This is a genomic window from Desulforadius tongensis (assembly GCF_016907915.1).
In the GTDB taxonomy this organism is placed as follows: Bacteria; Bacillota; Desulfotomaculia; order Desulfotomaculales; family Desulfohalotomaculaceae; genus Desulforadius; species Desulforadius tongensis.
Genome location: NZ_JAFBCW010000001.1, coordinates 81,233 through 108,179 on the forward strand (window position 1 = coordinate 81,233; position 26,947 = coordinate 108,179).

The following is a 26,947-nucleotide window of genomic DNA, read 5'->3' on the forward strand; positions in this document are numbered from 1 at the left end:
TACATACTACAAAATTTTGGTTTTCCCTGCAAAAGCAGCAAATTTTTTAATATTTCTTTTCATTTTCCATGATGCACCAGCCCCTAAACATTTAGATGCATATTCCTGCTGTTTTGTTCCCCCGTAAGTTTAAAATATATGCTCTCATAAGCAGCTGTCATTCTTTCCCGGTCAAACTCCGTTTCTCCTTTTTTATGTGCTTTTTCAGCCATGTTGAATATGTCACTTCTATTATTAATGAGATATTGGCACTTGTCTACAAAAACTTCAATTTCGCCACTGGGTATTAAAAAGCCATTAACTCCATCGTCAACCATTTGATCCCACCCGGGCACTTTAGAGGCAACAATAGGTACTGAAGCAGCTAAAGCTTCTATACCTACCACCGGCAGCCCTTCTCTTTCAGAAGGTGCTAACAAGACATCAATATCATTAATAAGAAGACTGGCAGCATCATCCCTAAAGCCAAGCATTTTAATATGCTCATTAAGCTTATTCCTGTTTATGTAGTTCTGAACTTCCGTACGCATTTCCCCATCGCCAATTATTAAAAATCTCAAGTCTTCCTTTAAATTAATAAGCCGGTGGGCAATTTGCAAAAACTTTATAGGCTGCTTCTGCCTGTGAAGCCTGCCAATAAAACCAAAATTTATTTTACCGTCAAGTATCCTATTTACTTTATGCTTTTTTAATTCCCGGGGAAAAGGTTTCATGTTTATACCATTAGGTATAACTACTATGCGCTGCGCTTCTTCATTAAATTTATTAATCAGAAGATCTTTAAAATAATTTGTTAGAACAACTCTTACATCTAAATATTCTTTAACCAGATCACTAACCCTGAAATAATCCCATGGCTGGTTTGGTTCATCCATGTGCAGTGTGTCTATAATTTTAACTTCCGGGTAGTACTTTTTAATTAATGGAGCCATGTAATAACCAAGTTTGGAATTGGATATATGAACTATTCTAATAGACTTATAAGCAATAAAGTCGAGAATAAATTCTTCCGCTTTTTTATAATTATCTATAAAATAAGGCAGGTGAAAAACACCATCTGCCTTATTTAAAAACTTATCCTTCCATAAATTTGTCCCATGCAGGGTAGTTATAATATAAACATTAAACCTGCTGCGATCAAGACAGGACAGCAGGTTATAAAAAACCTGTTCTACCCCGCCCACTTCCAGCCACGGTAATAATATCAGTACCGGTACTTTGTTTTTTTTAGATATTTTCCTGGGTTCAGCATGCAATTTTTTATTGATATTAATTTTTTTTTGATACCCTGTCATACTTATATAGTGAACGTCTTTTTCAAAACGCACCGCTTTAAAAAACACACCGGAAAGTCTATTAAATAATTTAGGCATCGGCAGCTTAGGTATCAAACGGTTTTTTAGTACATAATAAAGCATTTGTACCTGTATTAAAGGATTTATATAAGCAGATCGGTGTTTCTTCCTAATATATTTAACAATCTCACTGCGGTGTTTGTTGCTTTCATTAAGCATGGAAGGCCCGTGCTTTCGATAGTAAAATAATGTGTCTTTAATTCTCTTTCCCTTAAACCCATTTAACCCTAACCTAATCCAAAATTCCCAGTCTTCGTACCCCTTTATCATATTCTCGTCATAACCGCCCGCTTTTTCCCATGCTTCTTTACGCACCAAAGCTGTGGCAGGTATATAATTATACAGCAGCAGTTCAGGAAAGTTATAGTCACTGGTGTACCATATATAGTCCTGCTCACCGAATAATTTGACATCACTGTATACAAAGCTGATGTCCGGGTTTTTTTCCATCAGCCAGGTGGCTGTTTCTAAATAAGTGCTGGCAATTATATCATCGGCATCCAGGGGCAGCACATACTTCCCGCGGGCAGATTTAAAGCCCGCATTCCTGGCCCCGGGAAGTCCCCTGTTTTCTTGGTGAATAACAGCAGCCTCTCTTTCCAGCTCTTTTAGTACTTCTAATGTAAATTTGTCGGTAGACCCATCATTAACCACAATAATTTCTATGTTCGGATATGTGGAATTAAGAACACTATACACAGCCTCTCTTACATAACGGCCGTAATTATAACAAGGTATAACCACAGATACCAGCGGAAGCTTTTCTTGAATGTCCATATACTCCCCCACTACTTAAAAAATTCCTTTATCTTACGGAAGCGAGTTGCCCACTTCCATGCTTTTGAATTATAGATATTGTTTAATTCGTTAGATAACTTATACGCCTTAATGTGTGCATCATAAAACATTTTATCTTTTTTTACCAGTACCTGTGGTAAATTTTCTTGATACGTGTCCAGGTGATGTTCAATAACTTTACTGACCAAAAATTCCCTGTACTCCTGCGAGCTGCTCAGCATACTTCCCTGCCCGTGCTGGCGGTACAAAAACAGAGGTTCTTTAACGCACCAGCCTCTCCAGCCGTGCTTTGAAAGGGCTATCCAAAAATCCCAGTCTTCAAAACCATAAACCATGTCTGTATTATAACCGCCGACCTGGTCAAAGGCATTGTGCCTAAATAATGATGCCGCAGTACATAGATTGGTTACCAGCAGATGAACATGGTCATATTCAGGCGTCTGCCAAATCCCATCTGCTGCCCCAAAATATTTTACCCAGGTATAAACAAAGCCCACATCCGGGTGATTATTTAGTATATCTACAGTTTTAGATAAAAAATCTTTTTCTAGAAGATCATCCGCATCAAGGGGTAAAATATATTCTCCTTTAGCTTTATTTATACCGGCGTTCCTGGCTGCCGCCAGGCCGCTGTTTTCCTGGTTAATCACTATAACATCCGGTTCAGCATTGGAAATCTCTTTTATCACATCAAGAGTATATTTATCTGTAGAGCCGTCATTAACCACAATAATCTCCGTTTTTTTATATGTTTGTTCCCTAACGGTATTTATAGCATCTTTCAAATATTTCCCATGGTTATAGCAGGGTATCACAACAGATACCAACCCTTTTTGGTATTTCCCTAAATCAAGTCTATTTTTAGGTTCCATACTATGATTCTCTGATATTTTTTTAAAATATTGTTCTTGAGCGGTAACCGTTTTAGAATAATTAAATCTTTCCCGAACCTCATAATATGCATTTTCTGCCATCGTAATGCGTTCTCTAAATGTTTTCTTAAAAAACATTTTTAATTTATCGTACAGATCTTCTGCATTCCCTGATTCAAAACTTATCCCTGAACTGCCTTCGGTTATCATCTCCAGCATACCGGTATTGCTGCCGACTATCACCGGTACCCCCGAAGCCATAGCCTCTAAACAAACGTTGGGGAAATTTTCAAATAAAGAGGGCACTACACAGCAGCATGCTTTGCTGTACTCATTAAGCAGATCCTCCCGGGGAATACGATCAACAAAAATTATACGTTTTTTTAGGTTTTGGGGTATAAATTTCTGCAGGTGCTCTTTCATTGATGAATTGTTTGGGCCGGTATCCGTATCTCCGCCAATGAGTTTAAGCTTTAGAGAATCTTTTTCTTCCAGCAGGGGAACAGCTGCTTTAATTAAAGTCTCAACACCTTTTCTTCTCTCCAACCGGCCTACATATAAAAGGGTATTAGAATTCGGATCATAGTTAACTTTTTCCGGGAAAGAATTAAAATCCAATGGATGAGGCAGAACTTCTATTTCAGGTTCCCAGTTTAATTTTCTTTGAACAATATCTGCTAAAATCCTTGTGGGCGAACAGATATAATCTGCCATGAGCATAGTATCTATTTCATAGCTGCTTAAAATTTGATATTCGGCACTATCTTTTTTGTTGTATTCATTCAGCACAAAAAGGGGCGTATGCAGGCGGACAACAAAAGGTAATGAAGCAAATTCACCTTTATTGTGCTTCGCTTTAAAACAAGCCCATCCTTCACCCCGGTAATCAGGCCATTCTACAACATCCATACCCTTGTGAATTTCTTTTAAAAGATGATATACTTTCCTGCTGTACAGCTGCCAATAAAATAATGTATACTGGTTATGAGGTTTCTTGTTTAAATTTTCTAATTCTTCATTGGTAATGCTTATGCGATAAACATTAACCCCGTTTTCAACCTCATAAGCCGGCAGGTTCCCTGGATTAAAGGTTATAACTGTGACTTTGTGTCCTTTTTGGATCAATGCATTAGCTATATTATAAACATAGGTGCCGATACCACCACCATACTGAGGCGGGTATTCGTATGATACATAGCATATGTGCACGATTAGTCTGCCCCCTTACTCTCGGATGCCATATTTATTCAGCAGTTCTTTAAAGCGCTTGTTTTCTTCTTCAATGCGTTTTATATATTCAGTATGAACATTTATGGTATGAACATGCTGTGTCCAGGCGTCAGCCAGCCTTTTATTCTCTTCCAAAAGTTTTTTATTTTCTTCGTAAAGTTCTCTATTTATTTTTTCCAAGTCCTTATTCCTTTGGTTAATTTCTTTAACATACTGGCTGTAGGTGTTTAAAAAAGCTGTACAGGGTTTTATATTAGGCAGCTCATAATTTGAACAAACAGCCAACCAAGTATCACAATCTGCCATTTTTTTCTCGTCAACACCAAGAATATAACCCTGTCCAGGCAGACTGCTCCCCGCCTGCCTTGTCAGTTCATTATAGGTTATAATGCTTGTTCCCAAAATATTATTCTGTGAATATAATTTTACTTTCTTAAATCTGCTCTTTAAAATTTCATGAAATTCTTCTAAAGTAAACTTCTGCAGGTGGTAAGGATTATCCGGGTTGAAAACAAAATCATTGGGGCATGATATAATTAATAAACCATCTAATTTTAGAACCCTGGCTATCTCTTCAATAAAAATTTGTTCATTAGGCAGATGTTCAATAGTTTCAAAAGATACAACTATATCTACAGTATGATCAGGTAAAAATGACAGATCGCATACGTCACCTTCAATAAATTCTACGTTTTTCAGTGAATAATTCTGCCGGCAGTATTTAATTGCCTCCGGGGAAATATCTACCCCCCACACCTTTTCCGCACTGCCCTGATCGGCCAGATAATGGGTTCCATAACCATTCCCACAGGCTGCATCTAAAATTTTTTTATTTTTTACCAGCTGAGCTGCAAAAACATACCGTCCTAGATGCTCAGGATACATTAAATCATTTCTATGTTCCTTTGGATCAATACGCTCTAAAATATCCATGTACTACACCTTCTTACGGCTTTTTTCATACACATTTATTTCCATGGGCAGCAGTACCTTTGTCCATACCCTGGTATTTTTTTTCACCCCAACATGCAGTATTTTGGCATTGTTTACCCAATCATAATATGATGTATTCCATGTTCCGTCAGGTTTTATTTCCCCAATGGCCGCAGTTAAAGCATAACTGCCGGGTTTAAGAAAAAAATTTTCTACAGTAAAATCTACGTAAATAAACGATCCCGGCTCCTGTGGCGGTATAGGGTTGTTTAAATTAAGGGAGTCGTTTCCTAAAACATCAACCCCAGAACTGTCGCGCCACAATATTCCAATATTAGTATGCGGAACAGTTCGATGAAATAAAATGCCCAACCGAACGGTAATTTTGTCACCAAATTCAATGCTGTCAACAATGTTTCCTTTTTTATCTATGAAATCTATAGTAACAAACTGAGCTTCTCCGCTGCCATGGCGATCTCCGGTTTCAAAATTACATTTTAAGTCTGCAGTATTTACTATTTCCAGCCGCTTTTTAATTTCTTTTTCTTTTTTAACATTCTGTTCCAGGTGAATGGACTGGTAATACTTGTTGACAGCAGTTTCTGGATCTCCTTTATATACCACAGTTCCTTTTTCTAGAAATACTGCTTCCTGGCAAAAACTTTTAACGGCATCAGTATCATGACTTACAAAAAGAATGGTAGTACCTTTATTCTGCAAACTCTTCAGCTTGCTGAAGCACTTGTGCTGAAATGCAGCATCGCCAACACTTAAGGCTTCATCAATAATTAAAATCTCCGGTTCCATATTTATGGCTACAGCAAAGGCTAACCTTACCAGCATCCCGGAAGAATACGTTTTAACAGGGTAATTAATAAAATCGCCAATATCAGCAAAGTTTACAATATCATGATATTTCTTTTCAATTTCTTTTCTGCTGATACCCAACACAGCAGCATTTAAATAAACATTTTCCTTACCTGTGAACTCTAAATTGAAACCTGCCCCCAGTTCCAGCAGGGCGGCAACTTTCCCTTTAACTTCAACTGTACCGCTTGTCGGTTGAAGGATGCCGGCAACTATCTGCAGTAAAGTTGACTTTCCTGAACCATTGCGGCCAATTATTCCCACTGTTTTCCCCTTCTCAATAACCAGCGATACATTGTTTAGAGCGTTAAAACTTTTCTTTTTATTTTTCTTAAAAAAGTGTGTAATTGGATTTTCGTATATATAATACGTCTTGCTGACATTATTAACAATAATGGCCGGGTCAGATGGCATCAGCAAACATCTCCTTACTGCTGCAGAAAAACTTGTACCCAATAATAAAGATCACAAGTGAAATAAAAAGGTGTAATACATACCCTGTCCACACTGGTGGTTGAGCATTTAAAATAACATTCCTGCTGTTTTCAATGACACTGGTGAGTGGATTAATATACATTATAGTTTGAAATTTTTTAGGCACCGCACTGACAGGATAAAATACCGGCGACATGAAGTATACAGCATTGATTAAAATGCTTATAAAATTACTCATATCCCTTATATACACACCCAGTACTGCAATCACCAAAGCAGTTCCTGCAGTTAATAAAATAATAGGAAGCAGTACTAATGGAAGGTAGATGACTGTTAAGGATAGGTGCCCCATCACCAAAGCAGCAGCAAGCAGCACAATAAAAGCAAAACATGAATTTATTAATCCAGACATAACTATACTGATAGGAAGTACTTCTGCCGGGAAAACAACTTTTTTTATTAAATTGGGCTGGCTGGTAATAATTGTAGATGCCCTGTTTACTGGTTCAGAAAATATCTGAAAAACAATCATTCCTGTAAATATGAGCAGTGAAAAACTGGGCTGATCTGACCCAGCAAAAGCCCATTTGGCCTTAAATACCTGTGTAAAAACAAAAGAATAAATTGCAAGCATAAATAAGGGTGTCAATAAAGACCAAAGCACCCCCAAATAAGAACCTTTATAACGAATATGTAAATCCCTAAGTGTAAATTGTATTATTAAGTCTTTTTGTTTCCATATTTCCAGCGGAATATAATAAAACTTCATCTGATGCTACCTCACTGCTAGGAAGTCTGCACTGCTTATACTATCATAATACAGCTGTTTATACGACAATTTAAAATGACTAATATCAAATTTCGTAACTGCCAGTTCTCTCCCCTTATTTCCAAGCCTGTGCCGGAGTTCGATGTTATTAATTAACCTGCTTAAAGAATGAACCATTCTTTTAGCGTCACCTTGATCATGCAAATACCCGTTTACTCCATCCAGGATGCATTCAGATATACCACCAACGTTATAAGATACTACAGGAAGACCACCTGCCATAGCTTCCAAAAGCACTAACGGAAAACCTTCCCACTTAGATGTAAGTAGAAATATATCCGCTTTTGATAGAAGGTCAGGAATGTCCTTTCGGCAGCCCAACAGCCGAATATGCTTAATTAAACCCCGTTTTTCAATTTCTTTTTCTATCTCTTTTCTTAAAGGTCCATCACCTACCCAGGTAAAGCGTACCGGGGTATTAACTGCCGACAGCGTCTCTTCAACAATATCCAACCACGATAAGGGGTCTTTTTGAACCGACAACCTGCCGACAGTTATAATTTCCACTACTTCGGACGCTCTTTCTTGAGAGCAGCACTTGAATTTTTTAGTGTCTACACCGTTGTGTATCACAACACCTTTAATATTATCATGAAAAATTTTTTTGTTTTTTCCTACTATATAATCATTCACGCTTACAAATATAAGCTTATCTGTTATTGCCGCTAATATCCTTTCTAAGATTTCATAAAAATATCTAATCAAAAAGTTTGAGGCCGAGTAAAAACTCCACCCATGCACGGTAAAAAATACTGTGGGAACGCCTGCCAAAAAAGCTGCCGCTCGACCCAACACTCCAGCTTTTGAGCTGTGGCAGTGAACAATTCTGTATTTCTCCCTACGGAACAATTTGAACAGTCTATAAAATGCGAGCATATCTTGAAGCGGATTAATCGGACGGTTAAGGCCTCTAATACTGTGTATCTTTACTTCGGGAAACTCAGTATTCAATTTATTTATTAATTGACCTCCCGGACGGCAGGCCAAGTGTATTTCAAACATATTATTGTCAAGGGCCCGTATAATATCTAGTACTACGTTCTGCGCGCCGCCTGTTTCCGAAAGAGTAATCAACTGAAGCACTTTAATCTTGGGGTATTTTGTTTTTTTCAATTTGCTTAGTACCCCCCAAAGCTCCTTATGTAGAACTTTTTTTAATAAATACTACTTTAATGGTCTGCAGCATTAGTTTTAAATCCAGCCAAATAGAATGGTTTAAACCATACTCTAAATCCATAATTAATTTATCTTCAGGGCTTGTACTATAACGTCCATTAACTTGGGCAAGGCCCGTAATGCCAGCTTTAAGTTTATGACGCAAACTATAACCAGGCACGTTTTTTTCAAACTGTTTTATAAAGTACGGCCTTTCAGGCCTGGGTCCCACCAAACTCATATCTCCTTTAAGAACATTAATTATTTGGGGCAGCTCATCCAGCCTAAGGGCCCTTAAAACCCTGCCAACCTTTGTAATCCTGGGATCCCCGTCTCTAGCTTGAACCGGCCCCGTTTCTTTTTCCGCATTATTATACATAGTTCTAAATTTGTATAGAGAAAATATTTTACCACCAGCTGTAACTCTTTCTTGTTTATATAATATTGGACGGCCCGTTTCCAGGTATATACAGGCTGATACTACAATACTAATTATTGCTATTAGCGGCAGAGCAGCTGTAGAAATCGTTATGTCTATAGCCCGTTTTAGAACTTGACTGCGCAGGGTAATGTTTTCCGGATTAACCTCCATCAATTTCATGTCCTCTACTTGATTAACTAACGATAATTTTAGCGCCATGTCATACATGTCAGGGATTACATAAACCTTAAGACCTTTAGTCAATGCTTGTATAAGCAGCTGCTTCCGCATCCCCGGGGATAATGATCTCCCGAGCAGCAGTATATCTAATTTTTCGTCCGATAATATTTCGTCCAAGTTTATTTTACTGTCTGCAGCATGATGCTCACCTGCTACAGTCCAATTGTACTGCTTAAAAGGTATCCTTGATTTTATCAATTCAGCTTCATCTGATTTAGCTATTATAAAAATTTTTAGAGGACTGCTGTGTTTATTTTGATATTTCCACAGCAAACTGCGCCATAATAACAACAATAATAATTGAGGTATAACCTGCATCAGCAGTACAGTACGTGGAAATGCAAACTGCCTGCTGAAGTATGATAAAGCCATAAAAAATATATTATAAAGCAGTATCGTAATTGCAATTGATACAACCATATCCTGCCAGCGGATATTAAATTTTGCAGGCAGCAAACCATACACATATAGAAGAAAAACTGCAATCATTAATGCCCAAGGAAGCATATTAATATATGCTTGGAAATTATAATGGGGGATACTGCCTGAAAACCTCAGTGCAAAAATCAATACAGTGGCTGTGTTTATTAACAGAAGATCAATTACACCTACAGTTAAACATTTTAATAACTCTCTTACTGCTTGTGTCAAATTTTTTCCCATTTTTCAACACCTAGAGCACATTTTTGCTTAAATTTTTTTATGCCAGCGCCAAGCATCCTCTATAATTATCTCCAAATCATTATACTGGGGTGCCCATTTTAACATGCGCTGGATTTTTTGGGAAGATCCCACCAGCACTGGTGGGTCGCCCGGCCTTCTTGCTCCTTCTACGATTTTTATTTTTTGACCAGTTACTTTTTGAACAGTATAAATTACCTCTTTTACAGAGTATCCCTGTCCATTTCCCAAATTAAAGGCCTCAGAATCTCCACCGTTTTCTAAGTACTGCAATGCCAATAAATGTGCATCCGCCAGATCATTGACGTGAATAAAATCCCTTATGCAGGTACCATCTTTTGTATCATAATCAGTTCCAAAAATGGTTATATAAGGTCTACGCCCTGCTGCTGCATCCAAAACCACTGGAATGAGATGGGTTTCAGGATTATGCTTTTCCCCAATCTCAGCAGAAGGATCTGCACCTGCAGCATTAAAATATCTTAACTTAACACTTTTCAGCTTGTAAGCACTGTCAAAGTCATCTAATATCTTTTCAACCATTAATTTACTCATTCCATAAGGATTTATCGGAACCTGGGGATGCTGCTCATCAATTGGAATGCTGACAGGATTTCCATATGTGGAACAAGTTGACGAAAATACTACTTTTAACACCCCATGGTTAACAGCTGCTTCCAAAAGATTAATTGTACCAGTTACATTATTGCGGTAGTATTTTATAGGGTTTTCCACTGACTCACCTACGCAGCTGAACGCAGCAAAATGCATAACTGAATCAATACAATATTTTTTAAATACTTCGTTTAACCTCTCCCGATCTAACAAGTCTCCTTCTTCAAAAGGCCCCCATTTAACAAATTCTCTATGACCGTATACCAAGTTATCATAAACCACAGGTTCATAACCGGCTTCAGCTAAAACTTTACAAGTATGAGAACCTATATAGCCAGCTCCCCCTGCCACCAGTATTTTCTTCGTCATGTGTTACCCCCCATGTTTTATATGTTTAACGTTTTCTTCATCTGTTCACCTTTTTTTACAGTTTCTTTTAGTCTGCCGCTAACATCCAATATCGGCATTTGGTTATAAATTTTCCAAAGCTTTAACTCTACTGGGGTAATACTTTTTGCTTGGGCAAGTACCATGGAAGGTACTTTTTTCAGCTCATTTAAATATTCTATGCTCTTTTTAGTGTCACCCTGACCAGCAGATATTTCAGCAGCTTCAAGCAGCACCTCTGCATAAATTTCATATACTTCTATATTCAGCGGCTGCAGTTTTACAGCCTTTTTCATTTCCAGCACTGCCCTATGGTGATTCTTTTCTTTCATTGCTAAATTCACCATAAGAATTCTATTGCCAATACTATATTCGCCCTTTTCAACTGCTTTTTGTGCTTCACTTTTCGCTTTTTCAATGCTGCCAACCAGCATATGTCCTTCAGCTAACATATTATAATAAGTATCATCAAACGGGTTATATTTTACTGCTTTTTGAGCATGGTATACAAATTCATGGTAATTGGTGCTTTGTTTAGCTTTTCTAGCTTCTATTATACTGGTATAAGACATAAATGCTGAAACAAACACCAGCAGCGTTAGTGCGATAACTGCTGTTCCAAACCCTTTATTGACAAAAGCCGACTTTTTGTTCCGGAAAGGAGCCCCTGCAGCAGCAGCCAGCATGAGCATTTGGACAGCTACAGATGCACATGACATATTAAAATCTAAAGTACTGTGCATTAAAACAGCCAGTGCCCCAAGGCCGGCAGCCAGTATCAGCTGCTGTTCTTCATTATTTTTTTCTTGAAGCCGGTGAAACCAACTTTTAAATAACATCAGTATAAACGCAGCTATTCCTATCAGTCCAATTATGCCTGATTCAAGCCAAATTTGTATAAAAAAGCTGTGGGTTTGGCGTGAGATATAACCGAAGCTTTGAAATGCATGATAAGCCTCAATCCATCCTCCACCACCCCAGCCAAGCAACGGGCGCTGGGAAATCATAGTTAAAGCGTCCCGGAAAAAATATAATCTAGAAAGCAAATTGTGAAACCGAAGCTGCAATATACCATTATTCTGGCTGACTAAATAACTTTCAATTCCACCAACTCCACTAAGCATAAGTGTTATAACTGCAATGAACACAAAAAATACACTCATGATAATATATAAACATTTTCTAATTTCTAAGCCTATCAACAGCCTGCCGCGATTCCTCAGCATTACTAAGGAAAGCAGAACAAATAAAAGCACTGCTGTTAAAAGAATAATGCCAGCTAAATACAATTTACCAATGGAAACAAAGTAACTAAAATAAAAACCGGCAAATAAACCGCCTACTAGATAAAAAAGGCCCAATTGGACAAAACGGTTTCGTTCTCTGCCTCCTACCAGCACAAACCATAACGCAAGTACAGCAGTCAAAATTATTATTCCGCCATTTGAGCGAGTAGCTCCTAAGGCTGTAATTATCACAGCATTACCTGCCGCCAGCAGATACAGATTAGCCCTTTTAATACTGCTGGCAGAAAACAGCAGGTGAAGTCCTAACATAAATGGGGCTATAAGGTAGCAAGCTGTAGCATTAGCATACTGAAAAACTCCATACAACCGGTTCCCCATAAATGCATGATTAACATCTACTAAATGCAGGGCCGACAAAAGGGATATAACAGCTGCTGTGACTCCCGACAAGTAAATGCCAGCCGCTAAATATGTACGTGTTTTTTTGTCTTCAACCAACTGACTAAGCGCTGTAAATATCAGCAGGTACAAACACCACAAAACTATATCACGAACTGCATAATTCATATTCACCGCATTAATTGAAGCTAACATATAAGCTGTAATAACTATAAATATACCCCATGCGGGCTCGGGAATGCAAAAGCTTTTTTTATACATACTGTAAATAACAATACCTACCAGTACAGGCGATATAAGAAGGGCAAAAATCACCTGATCTTCAATAAAGAATAACCCTTGATGCAGTGTACTTAACGCATAAACTATAAATACATATAGAAAACTAACAGCCTTATAATATGAATTTGCTTTAATGTGACCCATAAAATAGTACTCCTTATAATTGTTATTAAATAATATGTATATTTCTACAAAAACCACAAGTGTCCTGCTCTTTGTAAAAAATACCGTTTTACCTGCTGAATTCTAAGTTAGTTGTAATAACTATAATTTTAACCTTAGTTATATTTGACAGAAATCCTTATAATTTCATAAAGGAGTCGGTAATTTATTGTCGAATAAGTTTAGGTCAGGTAATTGAAGTTAGTTAGAGTACAATTAAAATAAATAACAGGGGAGGAATAGCATTGCATATCTTTAAAAAATTAATAGTACTAGCAGCAATAACACTTCTGCTCTTCGCAGTTTCAGCTTGTGGCAAATCGGATGAATCTAAAAAAGATGCTGACAAACCTGTGGAAAAAACAGAACAGGTAAACAAAAACGAAAATGATCAGGTGGTATATGAAACAGATCTGGTAGAACAGGCGAAGCATGAACATGTCTGGTTAAGGGATATTAAGCCGGTAGTTTTTAAAATCAATAAAGCTTATAAGAGCTGGGAAAATGGTAAAATTACCAGACAGCAGTTAAACCGTGAACTGGAAAACCTTTATGAACAGTTTAAGCCCATGTATGATAGTTATATGCATTATTATGAAACGCACCGGTTATCCGACGCTGCTCAGAATGACGAAAACTACAAATTGGGGCTTATACACAGTAAAGAATTGCATTCTGCAGTAAATAACTTTTTGTACACAGCTACTAAAGGTGTAATTCACAAAGACGACAATGAAAATAAGTTAAGAAAGCTCTCTGACGAACAGCTTAAAAGCGCTTACGATAAATACATGGTAAAGAAATATGCAGAACTGGAAGCTAAGGTTGAAAAGGCTGTAAAGAATATTCTTAATAGCTAAGACTATTGTATAAAGCAGGAGGAGCGGTTGATAATTTAACCCGCTCCTCTATTTTATTAATTATCTAACTAACATTAGTTATTTCCATTGTGCTGTTACTTCCGTTCCACATTACACTGCAGCCAAAGCTTTCTGCTACAAAACGCGCCGGCAGCATTGTACGCCCGGAATGGATTTCCGGCATCACATCTATTTCTTTTACCTCTCCATTAACGGTTATTTGCGGCTTTCCAATTGTTAATTCTAATTCTGTATCATCTTTTTTTAATGATACCTTACCACCGTTATAACTGATATTGTCATCCGCTATGCCCAGGGCATGGGCCAAGTACCTTACCGGAACGTAAGTACGATTATCTTTTACGTAAGGTGCAGCATCTATATCTACACGCTGATCATTACACTGGTACTGTTTTTTTCCCACTGTAAAAAGAACCTTTAATTTTTCCTTAGGCTTTTGGCCTGTTTGGACTGCCGGTTCTGTTTTTTTATCTTTTTTACTGATAGATTTAGTTTCATTATCGTCCAGCGCACTTTCCAGTAAACTGCTGTCAGTGAGTCTGTCCAGCGTCATAACTGCCACTTGATAGTTAGCCTCTAACTCAGTTTTTTGAGCCTGCAGTCTGGCTAATGCAATCTTGGCTTCCAATACTTTATCCAGGGTAATTGTACCAACCTTATAGCTTGCTTCAGCAATTCGAACAGCCTCGTTGGCCTGTTCTATAGCATTCATAATTTGTTGATGGCCTTTATCCATTGCTTCTATGCCCAAACACAACTCCCTGACCGTTTTACGCAGGGTGTCTTTAGTATCATCAACCGTCATTTCAGCAGCACGCTGTTCCCGTTCTCCCTCATCATAATACTTGGCAAACAGTTTAGTTGTCTTTGCCAACTCGGCTGCTTCTTCTGCCGTCCATATTTCAAACGAGCTGCTCAGCGCCAAACCTATCAAACTATCAATATTACTTACATCAACTTTAGCGTAGTGAGTACTGTCTGTCAGCTTTGGTCTTTCATCTACATTATAACCAACAAGAACGTTCAGCTCGGCATATGCACTGTCTAATTCCTGTTGGCTTTTTTTAAGATCAGCTTTAGCCCCTTCCACCTTTGTTTTAGCTTCTAATAAATCAAGATTATTGGCCATCCCAACATTAACTTTGGCACTTACCTGCTTCAGTTCAATATCGGCTTTGTTCAGCGCAGCTTCTTTTTCCCGCACGTCAAGCTGTTTAGCCAGCACATCATAGTAGGCCTTATAAACGTCAATTACCAGTTTCTTTTTTTCATTTTCCAGTTCTTTTTTGGCCTTTCGATATTCAAAGTCCGAGCCGTAGTAATATCGGAAAAGGTTTGTTTCACCGGGCTCAAAACTGCGGTCAACGGGAGTATATCTTAACAGCTGGGCTGCATCATCACGATACCTTTCTTTGGTGTCAATGTCATCTTTAATTTTTTTAAGTTTGTTATTATAATGAAACGCCCTCTCTACGGCTTGATCAATGCTTAGGGTCTTAACATCTTCCACTGCCGCTGCCACCGCTGTAAATGCAAACAGCAGCAGTATAAAAACCGTACACGTGATTAAATTACGCTTTTTCATGATATCTGCACCTCATTCAAGGTAAAAGTAAACACCGAGAGCCTAGGCCGCGATAGAAGCCTAGGCTCTCTTTAGTTATTGCTTAACTGCTTGCTTAGTTATTATCTACTCCATGGAGATAACAACTTTCTTTTCTGCAGGAACGAAACCAACTTTTGCTCCGAAAGCTTCAGCTACGAAGCGTGCAGGCAGCATGGTGCGGCCGTTGTTGATTTCAGGAGCTATATCCATGGTGGAAACCTGACCGTTAACAACCAGCTGGTTGGAACCAATGGTCAGCTCAACGGTGGTATCTCCTTTGGTCAGAGTTACAACCTTGTTAGCGTAGTCAACTTCTGCACCCAGAGCATTAGCTAAGTAACGAATAGGTACATAGGTGCGGCCTTCTTTTACGTAAGGAGCAGCATCTGCTACCTTGTAGCTGCCATCAGCCAGGTATACAGGTGAACCGATGGTGAACTCAGCAAAGCCGCCTTCTTTGTTCTCAACAGGAGTTACCAGGTTGGCTACTACAACTTCAGCTACTTTAGTTTCATCAAAGTTTTCACTGTCTTCTTCTGCATCTTCATCGTAGTTTTCAGCAAAAGCTTCACCTTTAACTTTTGCCTTGATCGGACCATAAGGTACGGTGCGGTCGATGGTTACTTTAATGTCAGAAATCTTAATTGCAGAAGGCTTGCTGCTTTGACTGTCTACAGGAATGATCAGGATCTCGTCATCAGTATCAATGTCGTTGTCATCCAGTTCGAGGTTACCTTCGATTACCTCAACATCCGGAGTGCCGTCCCACTCAACGCCGTCCGGCAGCTCAACAATGATGTTTTTGCCATCAAAGATAGCTTCATCTTCAACTTCGGTAATTACAATGTCGCCCAGCTCTTGAGTTTGAGTACCTAAAGTGGTGTCTACTGCTTCAGCTTCAACGGTTACCGGTGCAACAGCCTTACCAAGTACCAGTTCACCTTCTGCACCAGCGGAACCGCTGATCTCAGCTACGATGTCACCGGTGAAGTCAGCAGCAATAGATACTTCCAGGGTAATTTCCCACTCAGTAGCATTCTTGCCATCATTATTTACTGTCCAGCTGGCTTCATTATAGTCGTCACTATCTCTGCCGCCAGTCAGATCAGCATTACCATCTTTCTTGTCGATGTCAATGCTGTGAATTTTAACCCCTTCGGGCAGTTCCAGGTCAATGGTGCGGCCGTCAATTAAGCTTTCAGCCATGTTTTCATCAATTACAAAGGTAGCCAGTTCTTCTTCATTGTGACCGGCAATAACTGTGGGAACATCATCAATTACTTCTAAAGTTACATCCCAGTCAGCATACTCAGCAACAACAACGTCTACCTGATCGAAGTCGTCACCTTCTACGCTGATTTCTACTTCACCGTAGTCAGCATCCTTGTCTACGTCAACAACCGGGGTGATTTCAACGATACCGCGCTCGGTACGGGATGTGCCAAGACCAGTTAACTCAATTGTAAGGTCGCGGCCATCTTTCTTGGTTATAGTAGCTGTTTTGCCTTCGAATCCACCAAACAGCTCTATTTTGCTGTTGTCCATACCACTGCCCCATTCAAAGTCCTTAGGCAGCTTCAGTTCGATTGTTTCGTCATCACCCAAAGAGTTCAAGGAACTTTCAGTGATGCGAATAACACCGCATACTTCATTGTTGTTTTGGCCGATGGTTTCGGTATCAACAACGGTTACTTCAGCATCGTCGCTGGAGGTACGACCAACAACATAAGTACCGCTGGTTACACCGGAATCCATACCGTCAACAACTGCTTCAATGTCGCCGCCTTCAAAATCATCGAGGTCAGCATATATCTTAATGCTAACTTTGTCAACAGCATCATCTTGAACAGCGGGGAATTTCAGATACAAAGTATCCTTTGAGAAACGAATGTCATCTGGAGCAGGTGTACCGTATGCAAAAGTTACAACAGTTTGATCTTCATCCCACTCTGCACCTTTGGTAAGAGTGATTTTAAAAGTTTTGGTATTTAAGTCACTTACAAAATCTTCATCTTCTTGAATAGTTAAAGTTCCCAGCGGTTGTACCCCATCATCATCAACAGCTGGTACAGAACTTACATGACCCTTGGTGTAAGCAAAGGCCGGAACAGCCATAGCAAATACTAAAGCCATGACCATCATAAAAATAGAAAACTTGCTTTTCAACTTTGCTTCCTCCTTTAGTATAATATGTTTTTCTTTTGAAACTAGGAATCTGTTAGGCTTGGATTGCTAATCCTAAACCTCGCAGGCATTCCCCCTTTCAAAAAAGTTTAATATCAGCCCATTTGTTAGTCAGCTTATTGAATAACGTTCCAGTAAGCGGGCTTACAAGATCTATATTATTCTACAATAATCTCAAAAAACCTCTTCGATTTACACGTTTTTTATCTATCAACTTATTGTTATAGACGCAGTTCTTATTAATAAGTTCCATATTTTATTGCTTTTCCAGCTGTTTTTTAGCTGAATTCTTATCATCACAATAAGTTTGACGTAATACTTTACTTTTATGTTCCGCCTTTTTAAAAATTTTTTATACCCTATTCTAATTTTGGGCCTGCATAGTTATAGACGGGGTATTTTTTAAATAAGTTCCACTTTACTTTTCTACCATACTGGTCCCTTTTTTTGATTTCGGTGCAGGCACTTGATTTATAATGTATCTGCTGCCATCAGTTTTCAAAATTATATGCTGGTTAAGCGTTTTATAAACTAAAATATTCCTTTGCTGCAGACGTTTTAGCACTTCTTCTGCAGGCTCATTTTCTTGATCGCCAGTGCTTACACTAATAACTGCTGCTTGTGGGTTAACTTTTTCCAGCAATTCTTTTGACGTAGATTTATCGGATCCGCCGTTGGCCACTTTAAGGACATCAGCTTTAATGCCCCCGACAAGATTTTTCTCCTGAGCTTTTAACATACCGCCGGTAAATAATACTTTAACTTTCCCGAACTTAAAGTAAGCCGCCACTGAATTAGCTTTGGCATCATTGTAAAACCTGGGTTGGGTTAAAATTTGCACCGTTCCTTTGTCAAATTTAAAGGTTTGGCTGGCGTGGGTCTGCCTTAAAGCACCTGTCATTTGGACTAAATATTCATATTCCCTGTAAGCATCAGAATGGTCATCATAGCCGCTGTCTACAATATTTTTCACCGGAAAAGCCTTTAATACCGCCGGCACACCACCCATGGCCCCGGCATCGGTGTGGGTGATTACGAGCAAATCAATATCATCAACATTATGCTGTTTTAAATACTCCACTACTTTATCACCATGTTCTCTATCGCCGGTATCAATTAAAATATCCTTATTACCGGGCAGCTGGATATACGCGGCTTCACCTCTGCCCACATCAATAAAATGAACCCAGGCATACTTATCTTCCGGTTTAACGGCCACACCGGTAAGCACCTCAGCCCGCCCGGTTGTATGGTTTATCTTTACATCATAGTTAAAGGCCCGGCACACCAGTTTAACCGGTACTAATATGTCCTTTCTGACACCGCATATTTTTACTGCCGGTTCCGGCAGTGTTACAGGCTTACCGTTTAAGTAAGCAGTTTTAGAACCCGCCGTTACCTTAATTGTATTTACCGTTTCGTACAGGTCATTAAGCTGCACTTTTGCAGTTATGGTGCGGCAGTGTTTTGACGCAGCTGCTTCTCCGCCAAGCTTATTCACTGTTTCTGCCAAGGGAACCATAAAGGTACCCTTTGAAATCTGGGGTGGATTAATAAAATTCAATTCCACATCATCCACCAGCAGTTTAGGAGTACCGGAACCTGCATAAGCAGGTATAACAAAAAGAACACATGCCAGCAAAGCGGTAATTAATACAACCGTCTTTTTTTTCAAAGTAATCCCCCCTGAAATTATTCATAAATAATGTTTTGCTTTTAAAGCCGATGGCTTTATGCTGGTAAAAAATAAGCTCTTACTTTTTCGCTCTCCTAACCGCCTTTTTACAAATTTAGGGAAGAACATTTCTCACGTTCTTCCCCATTTTTACCGTTTACCCCATTACTTTTTTAAACAGTTTTTTGCTTTTCGGATTGGGCAGCACGTTCATCATGGCCAGCGCTTTTCCGGTGCCCTGGGCCACACAGCTGATGGGATCTTCGGCCACGTACACCGGCAGGCCGGTTTCCTCGCTGATCAAGCGGTCGAAGTTGTGCAGCAGCGCGCCGCCGCCGGTCATTACTATGCCCTTGTTTACAATGTCTGCCGCCAGTTCCGGCGGGGTGTGCTCCAGCACTTCTTTTACCGCCCCCACCACCGCTTCCAGCGGTTCCGTTATCGCTTCGTATACCTGGCTGGTGGATACCGTGATGGCTTTGGGCAGCCCGGTTACCAGGTCGCGGCCGCGGATTTGGGTGCTGCGCTCGCTGTCCACCAGGGCGCTGCCCACTTCTATTTTTATTTCTTCGCCGGTTCTTTCACCAATCATCATGTTAAATTCTCTTCTGATATAGCGGACTATGGCCTCGTCAAATTTATCGCCGCCCACCCTTAAGGAACGGCTGCATACAATGCCGCCCAGGGAAAGCACCGCCACGTCGGTGGTGCCGCCGCCGATATCCACCACCATAGAACCGCTGGCTTCGGATATATCTATGCCGGCACCCAGGGCGGCGGCCAGGGGTTCCTCTATCAGGTGGGCCTGTCTGGCACCGGCCTGCAGCGCCGCCTGGCGCACCGCCCGTTCCTCCACCCCGGTTACGCCGGAGGGAATGCACACCATTACCCGCGGTTTTAAAAACCACTTTTTAGCCTTTACCCTGTTGATAAAATAGCGCAGCATTTTTTCCGTAACGTCGTAATCGGCAATAACGCCATCTCTCAAGGGGCGGATAGCCACGATGTTGCCGGGGGTGCGGCCGAGCATGCGGCGGGCCTCCGACCCCACCGCGATGATTTTCCCGGTATCTTTATTTATAGCCACCACAGAGGGCTCCTGCAGAACAATCCCCTTACCTTTAACATATACCAGGACACTGGCCGTGCCCAGGTCTATACCTATATCGGTTGAAAATCCCAGAAATCCAAACATTTGTTGCGTTTCCTCCCCAGTTCTTTTTCGGGTTTGTCCATTTCTTTATAACAAATATGCCGGTAAGGCATGTATTTTATTGAATCTTATTGACATTTCTACTTTTGGGGAAGAATTCCTCTATATTTAGTATATAAAATTAGATTAATACATATTTTTGTATTTTTTCCTGGTGGCTTCTCCGCCGCGGATGTGCCGCTCGGATTTATTTAATTCCAGTATTTTTTTTACTTCCCTGGCCAGTTGTTTATTTAAAGAAGGTAAACGCTCGGTCATATCTTTGTGCACGGTGCTTTTGCTCACCTGAAATACCCGGGCGGCCTGCCGCACGGTGGCCCCGGTTTCCAGGATGTAAGCACATATTTCCAGTACCCGCTTTTGTATATAATCCTGCATCAACCTACCCCCCGGACAACTGTGACATGTTAGGATTAATTAGTTCATATATATGCGGGCGGGGGGATTTAATACCTATATTGATTGTTTTGGACAGGTTGGTAATAATTGCATTAACGGCAGCGGGTGTATTCCGCCGGATCAACGGGGCAGCCGTCCTTAGTGAGGGTGAACTGTACCACCGGCTGTCCCGCGCTGCTGCAGGTGCCCAGAATTTCTCCCCGCTCAACCTGCTGGTTGACGGATACCCGCACGGTGCCCAGGCCGCTGTATGCTGTCCGGCAGCCCCGGCCGTGGTCCACGGTCACTTTAAAACCGGTGTACTCACCGGCTTCAACCGCCGCCACTTTCCCGGCCAGCGCCGCTTTAACCGCTTCTCCCGGGGCAGCCTGCAGCTGCAGGCCGCTGCTGAAACGGTAGTCGTCGTAGATCTCGCTGTAGTACGGCTGGTTGTATTTAAGCAGCACCCTGCCGCTTACCGGCATGGTCAGCCGGCTTAAATCCGCCCCCGGTTCCCGCCGGGGCTGCTGTTTTTCTTCTACCGGTTGATCTTTTAGTTCGTCTGCTTCGGGCCGTTCTGCCTGTACTTCCGCCGCCGGTCCGGTTTGATTTATTTCCAGCGCTTCTTCCGCCGCCGGCATCATAAAGCGGGCGGCCAAAAGGGCCCCCGCCAGCAGCAGGGCCGCCCCCGCAGCGCACAGCCCGGTGCTTTTAAGAAACCATTTTTTCAGCCACCGGCGGTATTTTTGTATGCCGTCCTGGTTTTTTAACTTTTCTTTCAGGCTGTTGTTGAAAGGCCACATCTTTTTCACCTCTTGCTCCTTACTTTACTGATAGTGTGGCCTTAGACCGGTTTTTTTATACCTCCGCCGGGTCCGGCAGGGGTTATTTTTCTATCTTCAGCTCTTTAAGCTCCGTTCCCGGGTAGTAGTGGGCCAGTATCTGCTGATAGGTTTTTTGGTGTTCCGCCATCCCTTTGGCCCCGTACTGGCACATGCCCACCCCGTGCCCGTAGCCCCTGGTGGTAAAGGTTATTTTATTTCCTTCTATTTTATAGGTAAACAGGGTTGATCTTAGATTCAGCAGATCTCTCAGGGCGGTGGCTTTCATTTCCCTGCCACCTACCTGCAGCGTCTTCGGCCTGCCGGTGGTGGTGGTTTGGGTTACCTTTATTATTTCTTTTTTTCCGCCGGCTGAAACAGGCACTGCTTTCAGGTCCACCTGCAGCCGGGCAGATACTTTGTCCAGCGGGTAGGTTACACTGCGCACCGGACGGGGATCGGCGCAGTACGGGCAGGGTACGCTTTTCAGGTAGGGCAGGCTCACCTGCCATACCTCGCCGGAATTTTCGGTGGCCCCACCGCCGCAGGATGCGTGGTAAACGGCGTTGGCCAGCTGGTTGTTGTACGTGAGCACCTTGTTTTGGGTGCTTTTTACCGCCCACTTAATCTTCAGGTAGTAATGGGGGTATTGTATGCCCCAGCGCTTTTTCATTTCTTGTTTTGATATCCAGGCCTGCCCCTGGCGGTGATCGTCGCTGACGTCCGCCCCGGGAATGGTCCGGTTTGCTATACCGCCGGGCACCAGCCTCTGCGCTGTGTAGGTACGGGCCGCCACCGCCTGGGCCTTCAGGGCCTCCATGGGGAAAGAGGCGGGCATTTCCGCCGCCACCACACCCACCAGGTATTCTTCCAGGGGAAGGGGTTCTATTTTCCCGCTGGCATGGTGGTAAAGGCGCACCTGCCGGCGGTTTATCTGCACATCACCGCCGGTGTTCAGCCAGGGCAGGCGGTGGGCCAAACCCGCCAGCGCCACCGTTACAAGGATCAACCCCAGGATGAAGAGAGGGATTTTTCTGCGCATATACATCATCTCCCACGGATTTTTTTAGATATGCCCGTAAGTACATGTATATGCGGGAATCACCGGTAATATTACCGGTCCCCAGCATTTATTCTCGTTATGTCTGCCCCGATGGATTTTAATTTTTCTTCAATCCTGTAATAGCCCCTGTCTATGTGGTTGATGTTTCCCACTTCCGTTTCTCCTTCCGCCGCCAGGCCGGCTATTATCAGGGCCGCCCCCGCCCTCAGGTCGCTGGCCTTTACCCGGGCCCCCGTCAGTTTTTCCGTGCCGTATACGATGGCGGTGTGTCCTTCGGTTTTTATTTTCGCCCCCATACGCTTCAGCTCGCTCACGTGCATAAAGCGGTTTTCAAACACCGTTTCCGTTATTACGCTGGTGCCCCGGGCCACCGTCATCAGGGCCATCATTTGGGCCTGCATGTCGGTGGGAAAACCCGGGTAGGGCATCGTTTTTATATCTACCCCTTTTAACCGCCCGTTGGAGCGCACTCTGATGCCGCTTTCTTCCTCCGTTACTTCCACCCCCGCCTCCTGCAGTTTGGCCACCACCGGCTTAAGGTGGTCTGCAATTACGTTGTTCACCAGCACATCGCCGCCGGTGATGGCTGCCGCCACCATGTAGGTGCCCGCTTCTATGCGGTCCGGTATTACCCCGTGGGCGGTGCCGTGCAGTTTTTCCCTTCCTTCTATACGAATTACCTTGGTTCCGGCCCCTTTTATTCCGGCTCCCATGGAATTTAAAAAGTTGGCCAGGTCGACGATTTCCGGCTCTTCGGCGGAGTTCTCTATGGTGGTAACCCCCTGGGCCAGCGCTGCGGCCATCATGATGTTCTCGGTGGCCCCCACGCTGGGAAAGTCTAAATACACGCGGCTGCCGATTAGTTTTTTCGCTTCCGCCTCTATGCAGCCCCGGCCGTATCTTATTTCCGCCCCCAGGGCATGGAAGCCCTTCAGGTGCAGGTCGATGGGCCTGGTACCGATGGCACAGCCCCCGGGCAGGGATATTCTCGCCTTCCCGGTGCGGGCCAGCAGCGGTCCCATTACCAAAAACGACGCTCTCATGCGCCGCACGTACTCGTACGGGGCTTCTGACGATTTGATCTCCGCCGCGCTGACCCGCAGTTCATCGTTATCTATTTCCACCGCCGCCCCCAGGTTCTGCAGCACCGCAGCAATGGTATACACGTCCGTCAGTTTGGGAATGTCGCACACACGGCACTGTTCCGCGGTGAGCAGCGTGGCCGCGATAATCGGTAATACGGCGTTTTTAGCCCCGGAAACCTTTATTGTTCCTTTTAACGGATTGCCGCCTCTTACCAGTAGTTTTTCCATAGGATACCTTTCTGTTCACACGGGTTTTGTAGTTAGTATTGCCGTTATCTGCCGGTGTAATACCAAAAGGAAAATTAACGCTTTAAAGCAAAAAAGGCCAGGGTATATTTTCCCTGACCTTTTATGTTTCCGTTTAACTTTTATTATCTGCCAGCCGCTTTCAGCCTGGCTATGGCACGCTGCAGGGCCGCTTCCGCCCGGGCCTGATCTATGCCTTCGCCGCCCTTGGCCAGGCGTTCTTCGGCCCGCTTTTTGGCAGCCTCTGCCCGTTCCACGTCAATTTGATCTTCTCGCTCAGCTGTGTCTGCCAGAACTATCACACGGCTGTTTTTAACTTCCACAAAGCCGCCGCTGATGGCCACTTTGTAGGTTTTTCCATCCTGCTGTACCCTTAAAACACCGGTTTTAAGGGCGCTTACCAGCGGGGCGTGCTCGGGAAGGAAGCCCAATTCACCTTCAACCCCTGGGGCAACAACGAATTCAACTTCTTCACTGCACACCACTCTTTCAGGGGTGACAATATCCAGGCGCTGAGTTTTGGCCATATTATGCACTTCCCTCTAAGATTCTCTTACCTTTCTCTACCGCTTCTTCAATGGTACCTACCATGTAGAAGGATTCCTCAGGCAGGTCGTCGTGCTTGCCCTCCAGAATTTCGTTAAAGCCGCGGATGGTATCCTTCAATGATACGTACACACCGGGTGTACCGGTGAAGGCCTCGGCCACGTGGAAGGGCTGGGACAGGAAGCGCTGCAGTTTACGGGCCCGGGCAACGATTAACTTATCTTCTTCAGACAGTTCGTCCATACCCAGGATGGCGATGATGTCCTGCAGGTCTTTATAGCGCTGCAGCACTTTTTGCACCCCGCGGGCGCACTCGTAGTGTTCCTTACCCACCACGTTGGGATCCAGAATCCGGGATGTACTGTCCAGCGGGTCAACGGCGGGGTAAATACCCAGCTCGGCAATTTGACGGGACAATACAACGGTGGCGTCCAAGTGAGCAAAGGCGCTGGCCGGAGCGGGGTCCGTCAGGTCGTCCGCGGGCACGTAAATGGCCTGCACGGAAGTAATAGACCCTTTCTTGGTAGAGGTAATACGCTCCTGCAGCTGACCCATTTCTGTGGCCAGCGTGGGCTGGTAACCAACCGCGGAGGGCATCCGGCCCAGCAGAGCGGAAACCTCGGAACCGGCCTGGGTGAAACGGAAAATGTTGTCGATGAAGAGCAGCACGTCGGCTCCCTCATCACGGAAGTACTCACACAGCGTCAGACCGGTGAGCGCCACGCGCAGACGGGCTCCCGGCGGCTCGTTCATCTGGCCGAACACCAGCATGCATTTATCCAAAACGCCGGATTCTTTCATTTCGTGATACAGGTCGTTACCCTCACGGGTACGTTCACCAACACCGGCAAAGGCGGAGATACCACCGTGCTGTTTAGCAATGTTGTTAATGAACTCCATAACGATAACCGTTTTACCTACACCGGCACCGCCGAACAAACCAATTTTACCACCCTTAAGGAAGGGAATCATCAAGTCAATTACCTTAATACCGGTTTCTAAAATTTCTGTCTGGGTAGACTGATCTACCAGCTTGGGAGCCGGGCTGTGAATGGGTCTTTTTTCATCGGATTTAACTTCGCCCCTACCGTCAATGGGCTTGCCCAGCACGTCCAGCATCCGGCCCAATACCGGTTTACCCACCGGTACGGCAATGGGCTCACCGGTATCCACTACTTTCATGCCCCGAACGAGACCATCGGTACCGGACATGGCGATGCAGCGCACCCTGTTGTTGCCCAGGTGCATGGCTGCTTCCAATGTCAGGTCCCACTCACCGTAGTCACGGTCCTGGTCTTCGGAACGTATTTTTAGCGCGTTGTATATATCAGGTACCTGGCCCGGCGGGAACTCAACGTCTACAACCACACCGGTAACCTGAATTACCTTGCCAACGTTCATGTAGTTCTCCGACCTCCTTGCGTGTCGAGATATTACTGCCAATTATTACTCCAGCGCCGCGGCGCCGCCAACAATTTCGGAAATTTCCTTTGTGATGGCAGCCTGACGGGCACGGTTCAATGACAATGTCAGTTTATGAATCATTTCCTTAGCGTTGTTGGTTGCGGAGTCCATAGCGGTCATGCGGGCACCGTGCTCACCGGCCTTGGCCTCCAGCAGGGCCCGGAAGATGCTGACCTCCACATATTTGGGCAGCAGCTCGCCCAGAACTGACTCGGCGTTGGGTTCATACATGTATGAAACCTGGGCCTTTTTGTCTTCCGCACCCTCCTTTTTTTCCTCTGCCGGTGCTTCTATGGGCAGAAGCTTAACCGTTGTGGGGCGCTGGGTTAAGGTATTCACAAACTCACTGAAAATCAAATAAACCTGATCGTACTCACCGGCGGTGTACTTATCTATTACAAACCGGGCAATTTCCTTGGCTTTGCCGAAGGTGATGTTTTCGCCCAAATTGATAAACTCTGCCGCTATTTCTGCCCCACGCCTTTTGAAAAAGTCGCGGCCCTTACGGCCGATGGTAATCAGGGCAGGGTTTTCATACTGCTGCAGCTCTTTTGCCGCACGCCGGATAACGTTCGCGTTGAAACCACCACACAGGCCTCTGTCGGCAGTGATAATGATGTAGGCGGTCTTTTGAGGTTCTCGCACTTCCAGCAGCGGGTGACTGACAGAACCGCCGGCTGCTGCACTAACTCGTCCAAGCACATCAGTCAGTTTGGTGGCGTATGGCCGGGCAGCAGTAACTGCTTCCTGGGCACGGCGCATTTTTGCCGCAGCTACCATTTTCATAGCCTTGGTAATCTGCTGGGTGCTTTTAACACTCTTAATCCGGCGCCTAATATCGCGCGCACTAGCCAATACTTTTCACCACCTTACTCTT

General features: G+C 43.2%; 21 protein-coding genes. 1 reads left to right on the top strand and 20 read right to left on the bottom strand.

All coding sequences use genetic code 11. The features are described from left to right. Nucleotides 1–83: 83 nt before the first annotated feature. Genes JOC37_RS00360 through JOC37_RS00400 form a run of 9 tightly spaced genes read right to left on the bottom strand, consistent with a single transcriptional unit; the run spans nucleotide 84 to nucleotide 12,890 of the window. Nucleotides 84–2,132, bottom strand: a complete 2,049-nt coding sequence (locus JOC37_RS00360) for a glycosyltransferase (RefSeq protein WP_204614859.1) — start codon at nucleotides 2,130–2,132, stop codon at nucleotides 84–86. Between the two features lie 11 nt (nucleotides 2,133–2,143). Then, on the bottom strand, nucleotides 2,144–4,234 hold the full coding sequence (locus JOC37_RS13540) for a glycosyltransferase (RefSeq protein WP_204614860.1): 2,091 nt from the start codon (nucleotides 4,232–4,234) through the stop codon (nucleotides 2,144–2,146). A 15-nt stretch (nucleotides 4,235–4,249) separates the two neighbouring features. Continuing rightward, complete coding sequence (locus JOC37_RS00370; RefSeq protein ID WP_204614861.1) at nucleotides 4,250–5,188, bottom strand: class I SAM-dependent methyltransferase; 939 nt, start codon at nucleotides 5,186–5,188, stop codon at nucleotides 4,250–4,252. Nucleotides 5,189–5,191: 3 nt separating this feature from the next. Beyond that, entirely contained in the window at nucleotides 5,192–6,469 is a 1,278-nt protein-coding gene (locus JOC37_RS00375) for an ABC transporter ATP-binding protein (protein WP_238480671.1), read from the bottom strand. Then, nucleotides 6,459–7,259 (bottom strand): ABC transporter permease, encoded by an 801-nt coding sequence (locus JOC37_RS00380; protein WP_204614863.1) that lies wholly within the window; start codon nucleotides 7,257–7,259, stop codon nucleotides 6,459–6,461. Before JOC37_RS00380 ends, JOC37_RS00375 begins: the two co-directional genes overlap by 11 nt. A 6-nt stretch (nucleotides 7,260–7,265) precedes the next feature. After that, the gene (locus JOC37_RS00385; RefSeq protein WP_204614864.1) at nucleotides 7,266–8,432 is read right to left on the bottom strand and encodes a glycosyltransferase family 4 protein; all 1,167 of its coding nucleotides are present in this window, start codon (nucleotides 8,430–8,432) and stop codon (nucleotides 7,266–7,268) included. Nucleotides 8,433–8,457: 25 nt separating this feature from the next. Further along, a complete protein-coding gene (locus JOC37_RS00390) occupies nucleotides 8,458–9,798 on the bottom strand; it encodes a sugar transferase (RefSeq protein ID WP_204614865.1) in 1,341 nt (446 codons plus the stop codon). Nucleotides 9,799–9,825: 27 nt separating this feature from the next. Then, the gene (gene galE, locus JOC37_RS00395) at nucleotides 9,826–10,800 is read right to left on the bottom strand and encodes a UDP-glucose 4-epimerase GalE (protein WP_204614866.1); all 975 of its coding nucleotides are present in this window, start codon (nucleotides 10,798–10,800) and stop codon (nucleotides 9,826–9,828) included. 17 nt (nucleotides 10,801–10,817) lie between these two features. Beyond that, nucleotides 10,818–12,890: an O-antigen ligase family protein gene (locus JOC37_RS00400; protein WP_204614867.1), complete on the bottom strand. Its 2,073-nt coding sequence runs from the start codon at nucleotides 12,888–12,890 to the stop codon at nucleotides 10,818–10,820. Between the two features lie 263 nt (nucleotides 12,891–13,153). Here JOC37_RS00400 and JOC37_RS00405 point away from each other — a divergent pair, with 263 nt between their 5' ends. After that, entirely contained in the window at nucleotides 13,154–13,768 is a 615-nt protein-coding gene (locus tag JOC37_RS00405; protein WP_204614868.1) for a hypothetical protein, read from the top strand. A 64-nt stretch (nucleotides 13,769–13,832) separates the two neighbouring features. Here JOC37_RS00405 and JOC37_RS00410 read toward each other — a convergent pair whose 3' ends face one another. The 11 genes from JOC37_RS00410 to atpG all read right to left on the bottom strand — a co-directional run bounded on the left by JOC37_RS00410 (nucleotide 13,833) and on the right by atpG (nucleotide 26,925). Continuing rightward, a complete protein-coding gene (locus tag JOC37_RS00410; protein ID WP_204614869.1) occupies nucleotides 13,833–15,374 on the bottom strand; it encodes a stalk domain-containing protein in 1,542 nt (513 codons plus the stop codon). A gap of 105 nt (nucleotides 15,375–15,479) precedes the next feature. Then, nucleotides 15,480–17,264 (bottom strand): stalk domain-containing protein, encoded by a 1,785-nt coding sequence (locus tag JOC37_RS00415; protein ID WP_204614870.1) that lies wholly within the window; start codon nucleotides 17,262–17,264, stop codon nucleotides 15,480–15,482. 733 nt (nucleotides 17,265–17,997) lie between these two features. Continuing rightward, nucleotides 17,998–19,254, bottom strand: a complete 1,257-nt coding sequence (locus JOC37_RS00420) for a stalk domain-containing protein (protein ID WP_204614871.1) — start codon at nucleotides 19,252–19,254, stop codon at nucleotides 17,998–18,000. Between the two features lie 157 nt (nucleotides 19,255–19,411). Then, complete coding sequence (gene mreB, locus JOC37_RS00425; protein WP_204614872.1) at nucleotides 19,412–20,449, bottom strand: rod shape-determining protein; 1,038 nt, start codon at nucleotides 20,447–20,449, stop codon at nucleotides 19,412–19,414. A 144-nt stretch (nucleotides 20,450–20,593) separates the two neighbouring features. Beyond that, nucleotides 20,594–20,845, bottom strand: coding sequence for a sporulation transcriptional regulator SpoIIID (gene spoIIID, locus JOC37_RS00430; RefSeq protein ID WP_204614873.1), 252 nt, complete (start codon nucleotides 20,843–20,845; stop codon nucleotides 20,594–20,596). Nucleotides 20,846–20,958: 113 nt separating this feature from the next. Then, the gene (locus JOC37_RS00435) at nucleotides 20,959–21,648 is read right to left on the bottom strand and encodes a M23 family metallopeptidase (protein ID WP_204614874.1); all 690 of its coding nucleotides are present in this window, start codon (nucleotides 21,646–21,648) and stop codon (nucleotides 20,959–20,961) included. A gap of 82 nt (nucleotides 21,649–21,730) precedes the next feature. Continuing rightward, the gene (gene spoIID / locus JOC37_RS00440) at nucleotides 21,731–22,708 is read right to left on the bottom strand and encodes a stage II sporulation protein D (protein WP_204614875.1); all 978 of its coding nucleotides are present in this window, start codon (nucleotides 22,706–22,708) and stop codon (nucleotides 21,731–21,733) included. Nucleotides 22,709–22,779: 71 nt separating this feature from the next. Further along, the gene (gene murA / locus JOC37_RS00445) at nucleotides 22,780–24,042 is read right to left on the bottom strand and encodes a UDP-N-acetylglucosamine 1-carboxyvinyltransferase (protein WP_204614876.1); all 1,263 of its coding nucleotides are present in this window, start codon (nucleotides 24,040–24,042) and stop codon (nucleotides 22,780–22,782) included. A gap of 143 nt (nucleotides 24,043–24,185) precedes the next feature. After that, the gene (locus tag JOC37_RS00450; RefSeq protein WP_204614877.1) at nucleotides 24,186–24,587 is read right to left on the bottom strand and encodes a F0F1 ATP synthase subunit epsilon; all 402 of its coding nucleotides are present in this window, start codon (nucleotides 24,585–24,587) and stop codon (nucleotides 24,186–24,188) included. Nucleotide 24,588: 1 nt separating this feature from the next. Beyond that, nucleotides 24,589–26,007, bottom strand: coding sequence for a F0F1 ATP synthase subunit beta (gene atpD / locus JOC37_RS00455; protein ID WP_204614878.1), 1,419 nt, complete (start codon nucleotides 26,005–26,007; stop codon nucleotides 24,589–24,591). 45 nt (nucleotides 26,008–26,052) lie between these two features. Further along, nucleotides 26,053–26,925 (bottom strand): ATP synthase F1 subunit gamma, encoded by an 873-nt coding sequence (gene atpG, locus JOC37_RS00460; protein ID WP_204614879.1) that lies wholly within the window; start codon nucleotides 26,923–26,925, stop codon nucleotides 26,053–26,055. Nucleotides 26,926–26,947 lie beyond the last annotated feature (22 nt).